Source organism: Nitrospira sp. Nam74 (assembly GCF_965152615.1).
Genome location: NZ_OZ224220.1, coordinates 3,228,799 through 3,246,551, shown reverse-complemented (window position 1 = coordinate 3,246,551; position 17,753 = coordinate 3,228,799). Strand labels below are relative to the sequence as shown.

The following is a 17,753-nucleotide window of genomic DNA, read 5'->3' as shown; positions in this document are numbered from 1 at the left end:
CCCTGCTTGTAAAGCGTTAATTCTTTAAAGAATAAGTTGACCGCCATGTGGCACGAGACTTGAGTGACGTCTCCTACTGGTGGAGTGCTGCATGGATATTTCGACAATCAAACCGTCCGTTGAACCAACTGAAGGTAAGGCGCACCTAAGCACCTTACCGGCATCTGAGTCGGCTTTTTTACAGCTCTTAGCCAGTCTCAATCTCACGCCGCCTCTTCCTGTCGATGCCCAGGCAAGTGCAACGTCGAATGATGAAATAGTGGCTCAAGGAGACTCGCCGGATGTTGTACGAAGTGGCTTGGCCTGTGTATCGACTCTGACCGCGGCCCAGGAACAGATGACGACGGCTGGGAAGGCAAATACCGAGGCAGTGCCGCTTGGAACACAGGTGCAAGCAGCGGCGACGCGCATCATCGCGTCGCCCGGGAACAATGCGAGTGATCCTGCCGGGACTGTATCGGAGGCCTTGGCAACAAGCGAGAAGGATGTGTCGGCCAAGGATCAGCCCATGGCGGCTCATGGCAAACCTCCCTTGCCGGTGACGGCGCTGCCGGATGCCAAAGGACCACCTGAAAGCCTCGCTCAGGCCAGGACTACGATGGATCAGGCACAGGCAGTTCCAACGACGAGATTGATGGATCCCACTGTTTCTCATGCAGCACAGGCGCCTCCTGAGCCGGCGTCGGCCGTATCACCGGAATCGAGCGGGTACCGACCCACTGTCGCAATCCAACCGACGAATAGTCCGGACACGCCCGCTAAACAAACGACAGCGGCACCATCGTCCCTGGTATCGAGCGTCGTCATGGAATCCTCTGATCATCAGCAAGGCGGTGCAGATAACCAATCTGCCTGGTCAGAGCACGAGGGGGGGAAAGAGCGATTCACGTCGGTTGAGACACATGGAACCCAATCCACGTCGTCATCGGTGGCGTCTTCGTTCAGTGCACAAGGGCCATCGGCTCCAGGCCGAGCGGCAGCAGCCCCCGCCGTCGTTGAGACCCCAAGGGTGACGGCGCCGTCGGAATCACCATTGCCGGCGTCTGTCCGATTTGAAGTACAGCCGGGCGATATGGGCCGCATTCGCGTCCATCTATCTGTCGTGGATCATACGGTGTACACGAATGTGATGACGGAACGGGTAGAGGCGCACGATTTTCTTGTCAGAGGTACGGAACGATTTGAGGCTGGACTCGCCGCGCACGGCCTGGATGTCGGGCGATTTCAGGTCGATGTGCAGGGCCAAGCCAGGCAGCATGCCGATCGTGGCGGAACGGGGTGGTCTCACGATGATTTTCCTCGCCGCAATCCCCAATCATCGGAGCCGGCGGTGGTTCAGCGGCATGCCGGCAATAGAGAGTCGGATTCGATGCATCGAATGATCAACGTCTTCGCATAGGGACGGAGACGGTTAGAAGAGGAGGAGCGAGCCATGTCAACGATTGCCAATGTGCTGGCGGCAAGTCGAACGACGTCAGAGGCCTCGACGCCGATTGAGAATGCCGCACTCGGCAAGGATGATTTTCTGAAACTGCTGGTTACACAATTGCAAAATCAGGATCCACTGAAGCCGACGGACAATGACGCCTTTATTATGCAGTCGGCCGCCTTTAGCCAGGTGGAGCAACTGACAAAGTTGGTCTCGTTGGTGCAACAGTTGCTGGATAAACAGACTACACCTTCAGCTGTTCCCACTGATGGAACAAAGGGCACCACGAGCGCATAGCGCCGACACAGCCTGTTCATATCATGAGATAAAGGAGGAGAAACGATGGGAATCCTGAGTTCCATGTTCACTGCCGTCAGTGGATTAAATGCCTATGGAAATGCGCTTGCGGTCATCGGAAACAATGTCGCCAATGTGGGCACGGTTGGATTCAAATCGAGCCGCGCGGCGTTTGCGGAACTCGTCTCGGCTAGTCTCTCGAGCGCGAACCTACAAGTAGGGCTGGGCGTTCACCTGAACGCCGTGCAAGGCAACTTCACGCAGGGCTCCCTCAATACGACCGGGAATACGCTGGATCTTGCGGTGGATGGGGACGGATTTTTCCAACTTGCCAACACGAGCGGCGCCACGTTTTATTCCAGGGCCGGGCAATTCCAAGTCGATCGACTCGGACAGGTGACCGATCCAAACGGGGCATTGTTGCAGGGCTACCAAGCTACGGCCAGTGGAGTGATTACGGGCGCCATCGGCAACATCACGCTCGCGAGCACAAATAGTGCGCCGCAAGCTACAACGGTCTCCATGATCAAAGCGAATCTGGACGCCTCCGCAACCGCTCCCACGCCGGCGTTTAGTATTACGGATCCCACGTCCTATAACTTTTCGACCAGCCAGACGATATACGACTCCCTCGGCACCGCTCATGATTTGACCTTTTATTTTGTGAAAACCTCCACTGCGAATACATGGAATCTGTACAGACAGATCGACGGAGGAGCGGCGACGGCGGCCACGGATCTGGTCTTTACGACAGCCGGGGCGCTGAGTACGGGTGGAAGCCAAGCGTTGTCGCTTACGATTGGGGGCGGAGCGGCGACTCCTCAGACGGTCACTGTGGATTTTACGAATATGACGCAGTACGGGGCGAGATCTGCTGTCTTGGATCAAACCCAAGATGGATACGCGTCGGGATCGCTGCAACGGGTCACCGTCGACACGCAAGGGGAAGTCGTCGCGCAATTCACCAACGGGCAGACCCGGACGTTAGCGCAAGTCGTGCTCAATCGATTTGCCAACCCACAAGGGTTAGTGCGGAGCGGCGATAACCTCTTTATCCAGTCGAATGGGTCCGGTTCCCCTGTGGTCGGCGCGCCGGGTAATAACGGGTTGGGCCGCGTGGTATCGGGGGCACTCGAGCAGTCGAATGTAGATCTCGGCAAAGAATTTGTCGATATGATCGTGACGCAACGAGCCTTCCAAGCCAATTCACGCGCCATTACCACCAGCGACGAAATGTTGCAGGAACTGGTGAACCTGAAGAGGTAGCGAATAGCCGTCAGCTATCAGCCCCGGTATTGAGCGTGGGAAGCCGGCAGAAAGCCTCTGCCGGCTTTTCCTTTCCTGCTGAAGGCTTCGGTGATCGCCAAATTCCGGGGGCCGTACGGACACGATACTGATGGGCGATTTTCAGAGCGCCCTGATCATGCGAATCGTCGGAGTCGGCCGAGTTCCGGCCTCAACGCGTCATCAGGCCAAGCCGATTTTGTAATGGTCGTTCCATGACCCAATCTCGTACCGTCCGCGGAAACGTCTCTGGTTCTTCAAGATAGGGGAAATGACCACGTCGTTCAAGATCGTGGGGCTGGAATGGAAATGTTTTTGCTGGCGCGCGGCAGAGGGCATTCGCGAAAAGCTTCTCACCACAGTCGCAGCCCGTGGCGCTGTTTAAAAGAAGTAGATGATTTAGATCTTGCGGATAGTGAAGAGCAGACTCTTCGATCACCATCGGGTGTTGAAGCGGAACGGCCTCGTAGTTGCGGTCAGCCCCGCCTCTTGAAGTACCTCTTCGAGTTGTACACGTTCCGTGATCACCCCGCATTTGTCTTTCATCTGATTTCGACTCTCGGCACCCTGATCCCTTGCGGATGGCCCACAACCACATGCCCGTTTTGGGAACAGCTAACTACCGGACACTCGCCTCGCGCGGCTGCTGGCTCGCTCGAGAAGATGGTGACGAATCTTATTGTAGCGATCCAATCCCAACAGCCTTTTCGCGGTGTCAAAGCAAAATCCTTCAATCCGCTGCTTGAGCAGTCCCGAACCTTGCCCCATCACCAGGGATTGAAACCGGTCCGGTAAGTATGCCCGTCGGATAGAGAGACGTTTGAGGGCTAGCAAGTCAAACGGTTCAGAATTCACACCCTGTTGGGACGTGCAGACGATCTGATAGCCGCATTCCTGTGCTAAGCCAGATAGCTGTACGCGCCAACTGCCTCCCGGCGCGGCAAATGCGACGGCGCGGCGCCCGAGGGCTTGCTCTACGCGCTCCTTTGACCGCCGCAGCTCGTCCCGCACCTGGCGCAACGGTAGGTCCCCGAGAGAGGCATGAGAGCAGCTATGTGATTGGATCGACATGTTATGTGCAACCATCTCACGTAAATGTGACCAGTTGACGTACCCCCGCTCGCCAATGAGATCTGTAATCACAAAAAATGTCCCTCGCATTCCATAGGAGCAGAGGATTGGATAGACGATTTCATAGTCACTGATCGATCCATCATCGAATGTGAGGCAGATGGGGCGCGCGGGCGTTGCTGCCATCGACAGGTCTCTGCTCAGTCCAACGACCAGGTCTTCAATGGTCACCGTGCACATCCGCTGCGCAGCGATCCATTGCACCTGGGCCTCAAACACATCCTTATCGAGTGTATACGGCCAGTTCTCAGGAGCTATGTTATCAGGGGCGATGGCGGAGCCCTTCGACTGACGGTCTTGAATCTGATGATAAATCGGGATGGGAAGCGGCATCAGTCCGTCTCGAAAGGTTGCTGGGGATTAAGTCGTCGTGACGGAGCCCAAGCGACGCATCTGTCTCGGAGGTTTCAGCCTGTCCTTACGTTTGAATGAGACGCTTCCAAAGAAACACGCTGCGCAGGAACGTGAGGGTCGTCTCTTACGGCGCGTAAGAGCGACGGAGATTTTTTGCGATTTCGATGGAACGATTACCGGCGTGGACGGCACCGACGCCATGTTGGAGGCATTCGCGTGTCCTGCATGGCGAGAGTGGGAGAACCGCTGGGTCCGCGGCGAAATTTCGAGCCAGGAATGTCTTGCTCGCCAGGTGGCCTTGATTCAAGTCGACCGGGAAAGGCTTGTCAGCTTTGCGGCTGATTTGCCGGTCGACACGGGGATTGTCACTCTCGCTCGCCGGTGTGCCGAATGCGACATCCCGCTTACTATCGTGAGTGACGGGATTGATCTGCTCATTGAAGGGGTCTTGCGTCGTCATGGCCTGTTGCACCTGCCCGTTTTTTCGAACCATCTCCGCTGGGATGAGACCGGCATACCATCGCTCAGCTTTCCGTTTGCGGCCGAAGGGTGTGAAAGTCGGGCGGGGACATGCAAATGCGCAATCGCTCTCCCTCAGGACCGGCGCTCGAGTGAAACGATATATATCGGGGACGGCAGGTCTGATCACTGCGTGTCCCCGAAGGTCCACACGGTATTTGCCAAGGGTGCTCTCCAAGGATGGTGTGCCCGCCAGAACATCCCGTACAAACCGTTTCAAACCCTGACCGAGGTGGCGGAACATCTGTTCCCCCAGGAGATTCATAGCCTATGAAAGCGTTATCGATGATTCAGCTCAGCGAAGAGGCGCTCCGCGAGAAGGAGGCGAAGTTTTGCTCGCACGGCGATACCGTGCACTATTCTCCCATGCCTAAATTCTTTCAAGGCTGTGAAGGGAGCTTTCTGTACGATCGGGAGGACAAACCCTACCTTGACTTACAGATGTGGTATTCGGCAGTCAACTTTGGCTACCGGAACGAAGCCATCATCAATGCCCTCAAGGCACAGCTCGATCGGTTACCTCAACTGGCCTGCCAATATCTCCATGAAGAAAAGGTCTTAGTCGCAGAGAAACTTGCCATGGAATGTGTGCGTGCCTTTGGCGTAGAGGGGCGCGTACAGTTCAACGTCGGCGGGGCGCAGGCGATCGAGGACTCTATGAAACTCGTTCGCAACGAGACGGGGAAGAGTCTCTTCATGGCCTTCATGGGAGGCTACCATGGCAGAACACTCGCCGCGTCCGAGATCACCTCGAGCTATCGGTACCGGCGCCGATTCGGACATTTCTCGAATCGCGCACACTTTGTGCCCTTCCCCTATTGTTACCGCTGCCCTTACGGCAAGAACCTGGATAGCTGTGACTATTACTGCGTCAAGCAGGTCGAGCGGCTCTTTGAAACGGAATACAATTCCTTCTGGGATTCGAGGGCGAATGAGCCGGAATTTGTTGCCTTCTATGTGGAGCCCGTTCAGGCGACCGGCGGGTATATCATTCCTCCGCCTGAGTACTTTTCCCGCCTCCAAAAGATCCTAAATGATCGCAATATTCTTCTGGTCGATGACGAAATCCAGATGGGATTCTTCCGAACCGGGACCTTTTGGGCTATCGAACACTTTGGCGTCAGACCTCATATTATTGTCTTCGGCAAGGCGATGACGAATGGCATGAATCCTATCTCAGGCTTGTGGGCGCAGGAGTCACTCATTTCACCCACGAAGTTCCCACCGGGGTCCACCCATTCCACCTTTGCCTCCAATCCACTGGGGACCACTGCCGCGTTGGCGACACTGCAGTGGATTGCCCAACAGAACTATGAGGAGAAGGTCGCCTCATCGGGTGCCTATTTTCTGGAGCAACTTCGGGACCTCAAGGCACGTCATGCTACGATCGGAGATGTCTCCGGGTTAGGCCTTGCCCTTCGCATCGAAGTCACGAAGCCGGATCGCTTCACTCCGGATAAAGTATTAGCCGACCGCATTTTTGAAGCCGGACTTGCCGGCGGCATTCCCTCATCTCGAGGTGCCATGGGGTTAGTGTTGGACATCGGCGGCCACTACAAGAATGTCTTCACCCTAGCCCCTGCCTTGGATATCTCCAAAGCGGACATTGACCTCGGCATCGAATTGCTGGACCAATTATTTACGACGTGCGCTCAAGGCTGATGATCTCTCGACGACCAAAACGGGCCGGCGTGTTGGATTACATGGTCGCCCGACATGGGACGGATTATGCGTTGCACACAGGGTCCGATGTGCTCGTCTATCTGATCCATGGGGTCACCGGCGCTCCCATAGAAATGCGGTATCTGGCGAAAGGCCTGGCCCGGCACGGATGGGATGTCTATGTCACGACCCTTCCGGGACATTGCACCAGCCTCCGGGATCTCGTGCGCACCACCGAAGTGGACTGGCGTGCGCACGTACAGGCTCAGCTTGCCTATGCCGGGGAACAGTACAGATCGGTTTTTGTCGCAGGTCTTAGTGCAGGGGCTTTGCTGGCTTTGGAGGCGTCCACAGTCGTGGACGTAGATGGGGTCGGCGTCATCTCACCGACCTTTGTGTACGATGGGTGGAACACGCCCTGGTCCCATGCCCTCCTCCCGTTCACCATGAAATTTATCCCGCTTTCCATGCAGCATTTGCTTTTTCACATCGATGGTCCTCCGTTTGGAATTAAAGATCCCATACTGCAAGCTCGAGTTCGCGCCGCATATAGCCCTGTTGCCATTCTCCGAGCATGGCTCCGAAGTGCAAGGGGGAGTGGACGCCTCGACGCTGCGCATGGCGCGGCTGTGCGCTGCGCGGCTTCCAACGGCTATCCGATGTTTCCGTTGAGGACCCTCACCGAGCTCGACCGACTCATCAGCCGAGTCCGGTCACGTTTGAGTACGGTCACGGCCCCCACGGTGATTCTCCAGGCGGAAGAAGATGATATGACCAGCCCCCGCAATGCGACGTTAGTTTACGAAACTATTGCCTCGAAGCAAAAACGGCTCATATTATTGGATGACTGCTATCACGTAATGACCGTGGACAAGCAAAAGCACAGAGTGGTCAATGCCCTGGCCGAGTTTTTTGCCATTCATGCATCGCGCGAGGTGTCTTCCGAAGAGACCGATTCGCCACCGGTCCGGGAGTACGCCTCGCATCCTCGATCTATCGGCATCTAGTTCCGCTCTCCTTTTACGCTGTCATAGAACCTACCTAAGCCGCCATTCCAATCCATGATCAACAGACAGGGTCAGAATGGGTAATCGATGCCTACAAAGACATTGAACCCGTCCCGGCCAACGGCAAGGTCCGCCCGGCCGACAATGTGGGGTTTGGCGATCACGCGCAGCCCCGCCCCTGGATTGATTTGCCAATTTTTCAGGTTGAATTTGTCGCCCGGTGATTGCTGTTGGACGCGGCCTACATCAAGAAACGGCGCCACCTGAACGTCGAGTGCATAATCCATGATATGCACTTCTTTTAACCGGATGCGCTCTTCCAGATTGACCAACATCGCCGTATTACTGATATACCGATTTTGACCAAACGCCCGGAGCGTATTCTCACCGCCTAACGTAGGCCGCTCATAGAACGGGATGCCGCGATTCTGACTCGTCCCCGACGGCAGGCTCTGCAACTGGTTTCCGACGACCCCGTCCAACAACAGCCGAGAAACAAACACATATCGACCGTCGCCATGGGGCAGCAGGGTACGGGCGTCCAATGTATAGCGAAACCATTGGTTCTCTTCTTCATGCGAGAGGTTCTGATTGAATTCGCCGGACAGCGTCACATAGCTTCCTTTCGTCGGCGTGCGTTGATGGTCACGGGTGTCATAGATCAGTGCCAATCGATGCCCGACGATCTTCGCTCCCTCGATGCCTGCGACGTGGCCAAACACGTCTTTGGTTTGCGGGAGGCTGGTGACGACACCGTCCTCGATACGTACCTCCCGGTACCGTTCGGTCAGCGTAAGTGCGAGGTCGGCATTGAAATTGATGCCGGCCGTGAGATGCACCCGCCCTTCCCGCAATGTGTAGTTTGTTTCGTTCGACTCGTGAGCTTTATTGCCGAACCCAAAAAACCGTTCAAAAGGATTTTTAAACCAGGTGGCCTGGACGCCAAGGATATAGCGGCCTCCGCCTGCGCCCACATCCTTGTACCGGAAGTCGATATCACGAGCGATCCGCTCGGATAAGGACGCCGTGATTTCATATTGCGCCGTATCGGATGGATAGCGGATCACATTGAGCGTGCCGGTTTGTCCAACCAAGGGATTAAAGAGGTACTGCGGGGCGATGATCGTGCTTAATTCGCCCTTCTGGTCCTCCTTGACAATAGGCATGAAGGCACCGATCCAATAGCGCTCATTGCGCGCATAGCTAAACGCGGGGAGGGGAATGAAGGTGTAAGAGCCTTTCTGGAAGAAGCCTTCAATGGCTTTCTTCTCTTCCGGTTTCAAAGGGCCCGGCTCAGTCTTTGGCATTAATGGAGCAATTGGTTGCTCATCGTCTTCCCGGGTTCCACTCGGCTGGGCACTCAGTGGACCTGCCCACGCACCGAGCAGCAGGCCAAGGACGAGAGAGCATCTCACGAGTAAGAGCATGCTTACGAAGGGCAGAGGAATCGGAAAAGGAAACGGCTGTAACCGGGCGGCACAGTCTAAAGGGGCGAGGTGGGCGCGTCAAGCCTTACCACTAAGTCTTTATTGTGGTTCAACTCACATATATAGTCCTTAGGCCGACAGTCCTCATTGACAAAAACTCGGCAGAAAGGTAGGGTTCTTCCTACTTCATGTGGGCTTCAATGAAGCTGGATCTGCTGACTCAGCCACGACAGATCTCCCCAAGCCTGTCTTTATTCTTTGCCATTCTGCTCGTTCTTTTGCCCACGTTCTATGACGTCTCTTCTGCAGGAGCGTCGTTCATCATCTTGGATCCTCACAATGCACTCGACGTCGAAGAGGACGATGCCTCCGATTCCCTGGACGGTCCCATTCTCTCGCATCAGCAAGTGGCGTTCACCACGGCGTGCGTTCCTATTGAGGTCGTCCGTTTTCTATCTCTCGCTGAAGAGGCGTGTTCCCCCCAGTGTTTCACTCTAATCTCCCTCACGGTGCGACCTCCGCCAATCCTCTAGTCTTTTACAAGCGCAAATGATAAGCGCGCTGTCAGCGTCGAGCGTGTCAATAGACATGACTTAGGCGCAGGTACCGTTCTGACAGTGGCGCACGGGTCAATAATAAGTTCATTACACGGAGCGACCGCGACATGATCGGTACAATTGTTGACGCGGCATTGCGCCAGCGGGTCTTGGTGTGCGTACTCGGCGTGTTGCTGATGTTCGGCGGACTCTATGCGTTTCATCGCCTTGACATCGTGGCCTACCCCGATCCCTCTCCACCCATGATTGAAGTCATTACGCAGTATCCGGGGTGGTCCGCGGAGCAGATTGAGCGCGCCATTGGCATCCCGATCGAAATCGCCTTGCAAGCCATGCCCGGGCTGGCTGATATCAGGTCCCTCTCGATTTTTGGGCTGAGTGACATCAAGGTCTATTTCAACTTTGGTACCGAGTACTTCCGGGACCGGCAAGAAGTGCTTAATCGTTTACAACTGATCACGCTGCCTCAGAACGTGCAGCCGGCCATCTCGCCCTGGTCCGCCATTGCCGAGATCTATCGATACGAAGTGGTGGGACCGGAGAAAAGCTTGACCGAGCTCAAGACCATTGAGGACTGGCAAATCCGACGAGAATTCAAACGCGTGCCGGGCGTCATCGATGTCACCACGTTTGGTGGAACCACGAAAGAATATCACGTGGATCTTAATCCCATCGCACTGCTGAATTACAACGTGGGTCTCGATCAAGTGATGAACGCGCTCACCAAAAGCAATACGGATGTCGGGGGCAATTACCTCACGATTGGCTCGCAGAGTTTTAACGTTCGGGGCTTGGGCCTCATTCGTGATTTGGATGATATCGAGAATGCCGTCGTGGCTGAGAAGGATGGGACGCCCATCTTTACGAAAAACATGGGACAGGTGAGCATCGGGCATCGGGTGCGTCTCGGGAAAGTCGGAATCGACGATCGAGATGATGTCGTGGAAGGGGTGGTCTTACTGCAGCGTGGAGCACAGGCGCTCCCGGTCCTCAAAGAGGTCCTTAAAAAGGCCGAGGACCTCAACACACGCACGCTTACCGGCGGGGTTAAGATCAAGACGTTCTATGATCGAACTACCTTAATTCACACGACGATTGAAACCGTAATGGACATTGTGATCACGGGGGTAGTCCTGGTCCTCATCATTTTGTTCATCTTTTTAGGTCATTTTCGGACCGCTATGATCGTGGCGCTCACCGTCCCCTTCGCCTTGCTCTTCACGTTCTGCATGATGGTGCTCGTCGGGGAATCCGCCAATTTGATTTCTCTGGGCGCGGTCGATTTCGGCATTATTGTTGATTCGACGCTCATTATGGTGGAAAGCATTTTTACGCACCTGAACCGGAAGGATCAGCAGGGGGTGACGGTGCCGATGTATATTGCGCGCGCAGGCCGAGAAGTAGGGAGTTCCATCTTCTTCGCCACCACAATTATTGTCGTGGCCTTCATCCCGCTGTTTACCATGACAGGCGTGCCGGGGAAGATTTTTGCCCCTATGTCATTGACCTATGGGTTTGCTCTGAGTGGTGCCTTGCTCATGGCCTTCACGCTGGCCCCGGTGCTGTGTTCGTTTTTACTAACCGGTCCTCTCAAAGAAAAAGAGACTGTCATTGTTCGTACCATCAAGTATTTCCATAGCAGAGTTCTCGCTTGGGCCCTCACACGCCCTGTTCTCGTCATCGGGTTTGCTCTTGCTCTATTCGCTGTCGCGCTGGCGGTCGTGCCATTGTTGGGAGGTGAGTTCATGCCCGCCTTGGAAGAGGGGAATCTATGGGTGCGGGCGACTATGCCGGTGGACATTTCATTTGAGCAAGCGAGCCGACTCGCCACGGACATCCGCAATGTGTTTCGACACTATCCGGAAGTGACGACCGTTGCATCCCAACTCGGCCGTCCAGATGATGGGACGGATCCCACCAGCTTCTTCAACGCAGAATTTCTCGTCAATCTCAAAAGTCAAAAAGAGTGGCGTCCACAGTTGCGGAAAAAGGCCGATTTAGTCGAGGCGATCGAACGGGAGTTACGGGAGTTTCCGGGAGTGACCTTCAACTTTTCTCAAGCCATCCAAGATAACGTGCAAGAGGCCATGTCCGGCGTGAAAGGGGAGAATGCGATCAAGCTGTTTGGGAAAGATCTACATACCCTAGAAGCCAAGGCGCTCGAGATCGAACACGTGATGAAACAAGTCCCAGGGGTCAAGGATCTGGGCGTCTTGCGACTGCTGGGCCAGCCAAGCCTCATCGTTGAAGTGGACCGACAGGCCTGTGCCCGTTACGGGTTGCAGGTTGCCGATGTGAACGCGGTGGTCCAGGCGGCCATTGGAGGACAAGCTCTGACGCAAGTGTATGAAGGGGAACGATGGTTTGATTTAGTGGTGCGGTTTCTCCCCGAGTATCGACAGGATCTTGAGAGCATTGGGAGAATTTTAGTCAGCACGCCGGATGGAGCGAGAATCCCATTGAAACAATTGGCCTCCCTGTCGATGCAAACCGGCGCCTTTATCATTTACCGAGAGAACAACGAACGGTATATCCCCATCAAGTTCAGCGTCCGGGGACGCGACTTAGAGGGGACCGTCAAAGAGGCCCAAGCGCGTCTCCAGAAAGAGGTCGTGTTGCCGGAAGGCTACCGGATGGAATGGCATGGGGAATTTGATCAATTGCAAGATGAGAAAGAGCGACTGAATCGGATCCTTCCCGTCACTCTGCTCATTATTCTCCTGCTTCTATACATGGCGTTAAATAGCCTGCGGGAGGCACTCTTAGTGTTATGCTCGGTCCCCTTTGCCCTTGTCGGCGGCATCTTGGCCTTGGCAGTCACGGGGACACCGTTTAGCATTTCGGCCGCCGTCGGGTTTATTTCTCTGTTCGGTGTGGCCATTCAAGGCGGCCTGCTTCTCATTAGTCGAATCCGTACGCTGATCAATGAAGGGCATGATGTCCGGACCGCCGTTATCAAAGGCGCCGAGGCCCGCATGCGGCCCGTGATGATGACGTCGCTCGCAGCAGCCATTGGGCTCCTGCCGGCCGCCATTGCCACGGGAATCGGCGCACAGTCCCAACAACCGCTGGCGCGGGTCGTGGTCGGCGGCATGCTGACATCCCCCGTTCTTATTTTGGTCGTGCTTCCGGTTCTCTGCCTGGTCCTCTATAGACGAAATGATCTCACCGCTGACACATCGAGACTCTGAAGATCGGCTATTCAGGCTTGTCGCGCAGGCCGGGCAATGGGATAGGGTAGTCAGCTGTTTCGTCGTCAAAAAAATTTGATTATGATTCAAATTCTTTAACGTCCCGCGCAAGCTTCTCATCTGCCGATTCCTGTGACCATCCGCTAACTGCTTGGGAGTCCACGCGAGCCTGGCTCAACGCGTTCTGGTCTGATTCATGCTTTTGTCGCCTTAGCTTTGTTGCTCTCTTGGGAGAACTCGTGTCAGTCATCCAAGTCATCTTATTGATTCCGGTCGTCTGTGGCTCTGTCTATGCGCTGTTGTGCATGTGGACTGTGTTTCAATTCCGTTCGGCGACACGCGCTATGGCTATCGCTCCATTTAGTGAATGGCCTCCCGTGACCATTCTGAAACCCGTATGCGGACTCGAAAAGGATTTGCGGACGAATCTGAGAAGTACCTGTATTCAGGAGTATCCCGCCTTTCAAGTCGTGTTCTCCGTCCAGCGTCCTGATGACCCCGCAATTCCTTTGCTGAGAGAGATTCAGCAAGAGTTTGGGTGCGAGCGGGTTACGGTAGCGATCGAAGCGTACGATGCTGGCCCCAATGGGAAAATCAACAATCTCATTGGAGGATTCAAGCACGCGCGGCACGAGATCTTGGTGATCAGCGACAGCGATGTTCAATTGAGACCGGACTATTTGAAGACCATCGTCGCGCCTCTTGCTGACCCTCAAGTCGGGTATGTGTGCACACTGTACAAAGCAATTGGAGCCGAGACCTGGTTCGAAAAAATGGAACTCCTGACCATCAATGCTGAGTTGACCCCGAATATGGCATTTGCCCTTGTGACAGGAGCGGCACAGTTCTGTCTCGGGGCGTCCACCGCTGTGCGACGGACCACGCTTCAGCAGATTGGGGGACTCGAGAGTTTGGCGGATTATCTCGTCGAGGATTTCGAGATGGGACAACGCATATGGTCCATGGGGCAGAAGCCAGTCATTCTGCCATACCTGGTCGATACAGTCGTGGACCTCAAGACGCCGTCACAATGGTGGAACCATTTGGTCTATTGGGATCAGAACAATCGCGCGGCCAGACCCGGAGCCCTGTTTTCTACCCTTATCATCCGACCCGTACCGTTTGCGTGTCTCTTCGCCCTCTCCACGCTTGGATCGACTCTTGGGTTGGCGATCTTAGGCGCGGCGCTTTCCATCCGGCTTGTGACCGCTACAGCAGTGATGGGATGGGGTTTGAAAGATGCAGACGGCCTGAGAAGTGTGGCACTCCTCCCTTTTCGAGATCTCGCGGCCTTAGCGTCGTGGTTCCTGGCGTTTACGAAACGGACCACGATCTGGCGGGGAGAGGCATTCATTCTCACGCGAGACGGAAAACTGGTCAGACAGAACACCACAGCATGCGACAACTCATTATCACAGGGGACGACTTCGGCCTCGCCGTCCCGGTGAACGAAGCCATTGAAGCCGCGCACCGTAGGGGCATTCTCACTACCGCCAGCCTGATGGTCGGCGCCGATGCTACAGAAGATGCGGTGGCTCGCGCGCAACGGCTCCCCTCACTCAAGGTCGGCCTCCACCTGGTGCTCGTTGAAGGGGTCTCCATTCTTTCCTCAGCGCTCATTCCCGATCTTGTGAATGAGCACGGTGAATTCTCATCACGTCTTGTGGCATCCGGTGTCAAGTTTTTTTTTAAGCCCGGCATCAGACGACAACTTGAATCGGAAATTACCGCGCAGTTTCTGGCGTTCCGCAAAACCGGCCTTACGCTCGATCATGTGAATGCCCACAACCACATGCATCTGCATCCAACAATCCTAGGCTTAATTCTGAAAATAGGGAAAGAACATGGACTGTCTGCGATGCGTCTGCCGTATGAACCATTTTTGCCGTCTTGGCGTGCTTCGCGCACGGGCTTTGTGTCCAAGTTCGCATCATGGGCCCTGTTATTCCCCTGGATGAAGCTTCTAAAACTACGGCTGAAGCTCGCTCGTATTCGTTCGAACGATTGTGTCTTTGGATTGCACGACAGCGGCCATGTGGACAGCCGTCTGGTCCTGCGGTTCCTTGCCCATCTGCCGGAGGGCGTGACTGAAATCTATTTTCATCCTGCGACGCGGCGCTGTCCAGAAATTGACCATACGATGCCCGACTACGAGCATGAGCGAGAGTTCGAGGCACTCATTAATCCTCGCGTCAAAGAGGCGCTGGGAACGCACGGCATCCGTCCGCTGTCCTTCAGCGAATTGTGAAGCAGCGACGCTCCATGTTGTGTGGACTATCTGTCAAAGATCAGCCAAGGAGAAGAATGATGTTACGAGTGTTAGTCGCCATGACGATCGCCACCGCCGCCGCCGCGGTCGGTCAGATTTTTGTCCGACACGGCATGCAACAGGTGGGGTCCCTGGACGAGTACGGACCTCTGGCGCTCCTGACCTATTTCAGTCAGGCCTTGAGCAACCCTTGGGTGCTCATCGGCACGGCATTGAATGGAATATTTTATTTTCTCTTCCTGGCGGCCTTGTCATGGACAGATGTGACCGTCGTTCTCCCGATGACAGCCCTTGAATTCGGGATGGCCGCCATCTTGGCTGTGATGATCCTCAAAGAGGCGGTGCCCACGTTGCGCTGGGCTGGGATCATATTGGTCATTGTGGGTGTGGTGTTAATCACCATGGCAGGACACGAAACCGTCTAACGGGAAACTGTGTGAATTCTGACGAGAGGAGCCACCCATGTGGACTGGGCATGTACAGGCCGTAGGGCAAGAACCTATCCGAAAAGTCCCGGCGGCCAAGATTCAATTCTTACCGGAAGACCGGGCCTGGATTGCGGAGCGCATCCAGGAAGTTCTGAGTACGGGCCAGTTGACGCTGGGTAAATATGGCATGGAGTTCGAACAGAAGTTCGCCAAGTTTTGTGGTACCGACCATGCCATCGCCGTGAACAGCGGCACCAGTTCCCTCGAGATCATTCTTCGTGGGTTGGGCGTCGAAGGCAAAGACGTGCTCGTTCCGACTAACACGTTTTTCGCGACGGCTGCGGCGGTGGTCCATGCGGGAGGTCGTCCCATATTCGTCGACATGGATCCGGAGTCGTTTGCCGTGCGGCCAGAAGATCTCGAGAAGAAGGTGACCACGAAGACGGTTGGACTGATCGTTGTCCATATCGGTGGCGTTGTGTCGCGCCGTATGCCTGAGCTTCTGGAATGGTCACGTAAGAAGGGGCTGTGGTTGGTGGAGGATGCCTCTCATGCGCATGGGTCGTCCTATAACGGGATGAGGGCTGGCGCATTCGGCATCGCGAGCTCGTTTAGTTTTTATCCCACCAAGGTTATGACAAGCGGCGAGGGCGGCATGATCGTGACCAATGATAGCCGTCTTGCGGTGGAAGCGCGCATCTATCGCGATCAAGGCAAGGCCAGCTTCACGCAGAATTCCCATATCCGGATGGGACACAACTGGCGCATGTCGGAACCGCACGCCATCATCGGCTTGAAACATCTCGAACGTCTGCCCTCCATGATTGCCGATCGGCAAAAGATTGCGACGGTGTATGACCGCGGGCTCACCGAGTTCCGAGGGCCGGCGCCTGTGGTGATCCCACCGGGAGGGACGTGCAACTATTACAAGTATCTCGTCGTGCTGAAACAGCAACAGGACCGGAAAGCATTAAAAACATTGCTCCGCGAGAAGTATGGGGTCTCGCTGGCCGGTGAAGTCTACGAAGAGCCGCTCCATACACAGCCTGTTTTTGAATCGTATGTGACAGGGCCGCTTCCCGTGTCTGAGGACTATTGTGCGCGACACCTCTGCCTCCCCATATTCTCCGGCATGGAAGAAACCGAGGCGCATCACGTGTTGAGCGCGTTGAAAGCCGTCATCGGATAACGAAAGGAGTCAGGATCATGGCAAAGGTTGTTGTCACGGGAGGAAGTGGGTTTATCGGGTCGCACGTCGTGGACGCCTTAGCTGATGCGGGACATCAGGTAACCGTGGTCGATCATCGCGTCCGCCCGCATCGGGACGATGTGGCCTTTGAGGACGTGGATCTCATGGATCTCTCCTCCGTTCTCGTGGCCACGAAGGGGGCTGAGCACATTTTTCATTTGGGCGCCGTCAGCAATGTGAATTATGCGTACAAGTATCCCGTGTATTGCACCGCGCTGAACATCATGGGCACAGCCCACATTCTCGAAGCGGCACGGATCAATGGGGCACAGCGCGTTCATCTGGCCTCCACCGTGTGGGTTTACAATGGCGCGCCGAACGGTAAACCCGCTGACGAGACGGTGCCTTTCTATCTGGAGGGAGCCGGGCACATCTACACATCTACGAAGATGGCCGCGGAAATGGTCTGTCATAACTATTCGCAGCTGTATAAAGTGCCCTTTACAATCTTGCGGTATGGAATTCCGTACGGTCCCAGGATGCGCGAAGAACTGCTCATCCCCATCTTCATCAAAAAGGCCTTAAATGGTGAACCTCTCACGATCTCCGGCAAAGGTGAACAATACCGAAATTTCGTGTACGTGAGGGATATGGCTGAAGCGCACGTGCTGGCCATGCAGGAGAACGCCGCGAACCAGACTTACAATTTAGAAGGGACGAGGAAGGTCACGGTCCTGGAGGTCGCCGAAGGCATCAAGAAAATTCTCGGAGACGATGTCAAACTTGATTTCGTTCCGGCTCGGCCAGGTGACTTCGGCGGCAAAGAAGTCACCGCCACCAAAGCTCGTCTTGAGCTGAACTGGTATCCGACGGTCTCCTTCGAGGACGGGCTGAAACGGACCGTCGAGTGGTTTCGTCAAAAATGGGCATGAGAAACTCTTTCCGGATGAGTTGAGCCGGATAGACGTGCCAGCCGGTTGGTGATTTCGCAGCCCATTGAATACCTACG

The 17,753-nt window shown here is 55.3% G+C and carries 15 protein-coding genes; 13 read left to right on the top strand and 2 right to left on the bottom strand.

Annotated features, from left to right (window positions below):
• Nucleotides 1–91 precede the first annotated feature (91 nt).
• The 3 genes from ACWHYZ_RS15120 to flgE are packed head-to-tail and all read left to right on the top strand — an operon-like array spanning nt 92 to nt 2,992.
• Nucleotides 92–1,399: a flagellar hook-length control protein FliK gene (locus tag ACWHYZ_RS15120; RefSeq protein ID WP_447983509.1), complete on the top strand. Its 1,308-nt coding sequence runs from the start codon at nt 92–94 to the stop codon at nt 1,397–1,399.
• A 33-nt stretch (nt 1,400–1,432) separates the two neighbouring features.
• Nucleotides 1,433–1,726, top strand: a complete 294-nt coding sequence (locus ACWHYZ_RS15115; RefSeq protein WP_447983508.1) for a flagellar hook assembly protein FlgD — start codon at nt 1,433–1,435, stop codon at nt 1,724–1,726.
• 45 nt (nt 1,727–1,771) lie between these two features.
• A complete protein-coding gene (gene flgE / locus ACWHYZ_RS15110; RefSeq protein ID WP_447983507.1) occupies nt 1,772–2,992 on the top strand; it encodes a flagellar hook protein FlgE in 1,221 nt (406 codons plus the stop codon).
• Between the two features lie 633 nt (nt 2,993–3,625).
• Here the strand turns inward: flgE and ACWHYZ_RS15105 are convergent.
• Entirely contained in the window at nt 3,626–4,474 is an 849-nt protein-coding gene (locus tag ACWHYZ_RS15105) for a polysaccharide deacetylase family protein (protein ID WP_447983506.1), read from the bottom strand.
• Between the two features lie 37 nt (nt 4,475–4,511).
• Here ACWHYZ_RS15105 and ACWHYZ_RS15100 point away from each other — a divergent pair, with 37 nt between their 5' ends.
• The 3 genes from ACWHYZ_RS15100 to ACWHYZ_RS15090 are packed head-to-tail and all read left to right on the top strand — an operon-like array spanning nt 4,512 to nt 7,683.
• The gene (locus ACWHYZ_RS15100) at nt 4,512–5,288 is read left to right on the top strand and encodes an MtnX-like HAD-IB family phosphatase (RefSeq protein ID WP_447983505.1); all 777 of its coding nucleotides are present in this window, start codon (nt 4,512–4,514) and stop codon (nt 5,286–5,288) included.
• Nucleotides 5,285–6,676: an aspartate aminotransferase family protein gene (locus ACWHYZ_RS15095; RefSeq protein WP_447983504.1), complete on the top strand. Its 1,392-nt coding sequence runs from the start codon at nt 5,285–5,287 to the stop codon at nt 6,674–6,676. The genes ACWHYZ_RS15100 and ACWHYZ_RS15095 overlap by 4 nt, the downstream gene beginning before the upstream one ends.
• Nucleotides 6,676–7,683, top strand: a complete 1,008-nt coding sequence (locus ACWHYZ_RS15090) for an alpha/beta hydrolase (protein WP_447983503.1) — start codon at nt 6,676–6,678, stop codon at nt 7,681–7,683. The genes ACWHYZ_RS15095 and ACWHYZ_RS15090 overlap by 1 nt, the downstream gene beginning before the upstream one ends.
• Nucleotides 7,684–7,754: 71 nt before the next feature.
• Here ACWHYZ_RS15090 and ACWHYZ_RS15085 read toward each other — a convergent pair whose 3' ends face one another.
• Nucleotides 7,755–9,098 (bottom strand): BamA/TamA family outer membrane protein, encoded by a 1,344-nt coding sequence (locus tag ACWHYZ_RS15085; RefSeq protein WP_447983502.1) that lies wholly within the window; start codon nt 9,096–9,098, stop codon nt 7,755–7,757.
• 212 nt (nt 9,099–9,310) lie between these two features.
• On the opposite strand from ACWHYZ_RS15085, the gene ACWHYZ_RS15080 reads away from it, so the two are divergent.
• The 7 genes from ACWHYZ_RS15080 (at nt 9,311) to ACWHYZ_RS15050 (ending at nt 17,676) form a co-directional block, all read left to right on the top strand.
• Nucleotides 9,311–9,643, top strand: a complete 333-nt coding sequence (locus ACWHYZ_RS15080; protein WP_447983501.1) for a hypothetical protein — start codon at nt 9,311–9,313, stop codon at nt 9,641–9,643.
• Nucleotides 9,644–9,774: 131 nt separating this feature from the next.
• Complete coding sequence (locus ACWHYZ_RS15075) at nt 9,775–12,858, top strand: efflux RND transporter permease subunit (protein ID WP_447983500.1); 3,084 nt, start codon at nt 9,775–9,777, stop codon at nt 12,856–12,858.
• Nucleotides 12,859–13,097: 239 nt separating this feature from the next.
• Nucleotides 13,098–14,306, top strand: coding sequence for a bacteriohopanetetrol glucosamine biosynthesis glycosyltransferase HpnI (hpnI, locus tag ACWHYZ_RS15070; protein ID WP_447983499.1), 1,209 nt, complete (start codon nt 13,098–13,100; stop codon nt 14,304–14,306).
• On the top strand, nt 14,255–15,106 hold the full coding sequence (gene hpnK, locus ACWHYZ_RS15065) for a hopanoid biosynthesis-associated protein HpnK (protein ID WP_447983498.1): 852 nt from the start codon (nt 14,255–14,257) through the stop codon (nt 15,104–15,106). Before hpnI ends, hpnK begins: the two co-directional genes overlap by 52 nt.
• Nucleotides 15,107–15,162: 56 nt before the next feature.
• On the top strand, nt 15,163–15,552 hold the full coding sequence (locus tag ACWHYZ_RS15060; RefSeq protein ID WP_447983497.1) for an EamA family transporter: 390 nt from the start codon (nt 15,163–15,165) through the stop codon (nt 15,550–15,552).
• A gap of 37 nt (nt 15,553–15,589) precedes the next feature.
• Nucleotides 15,590–16,744, top strand: a complete 1,155-nt coding sequence (locus tag ACWHYZ_RS15055; RefSeq protein WP_447983496.1) for a DegT/DnrJ/EryC1/StrS family aminotransferase — start codon at nt 15,590–15,592, stop codon at nt 16,742–16,744.
• A gap of 17 nt (nt 16,745–16,761) precedes the next feature.
• Nucleotides 16,762–17,676 carry an NAD-dependent epimerase/dehydratase family protein gene (locus ACWHYZ_RS15050; RefSeq protein WP_447983495.1) on the top strand — a complete coding sequence of 305 codons (915 nt, stop codon included), beginning with the start codon at nt 16,762–16,764 and terminating at the stop codon, nt 17,674–17,676.
• Nucleotides 17,677–17,753: the final 77 nt, after the last annotated feature.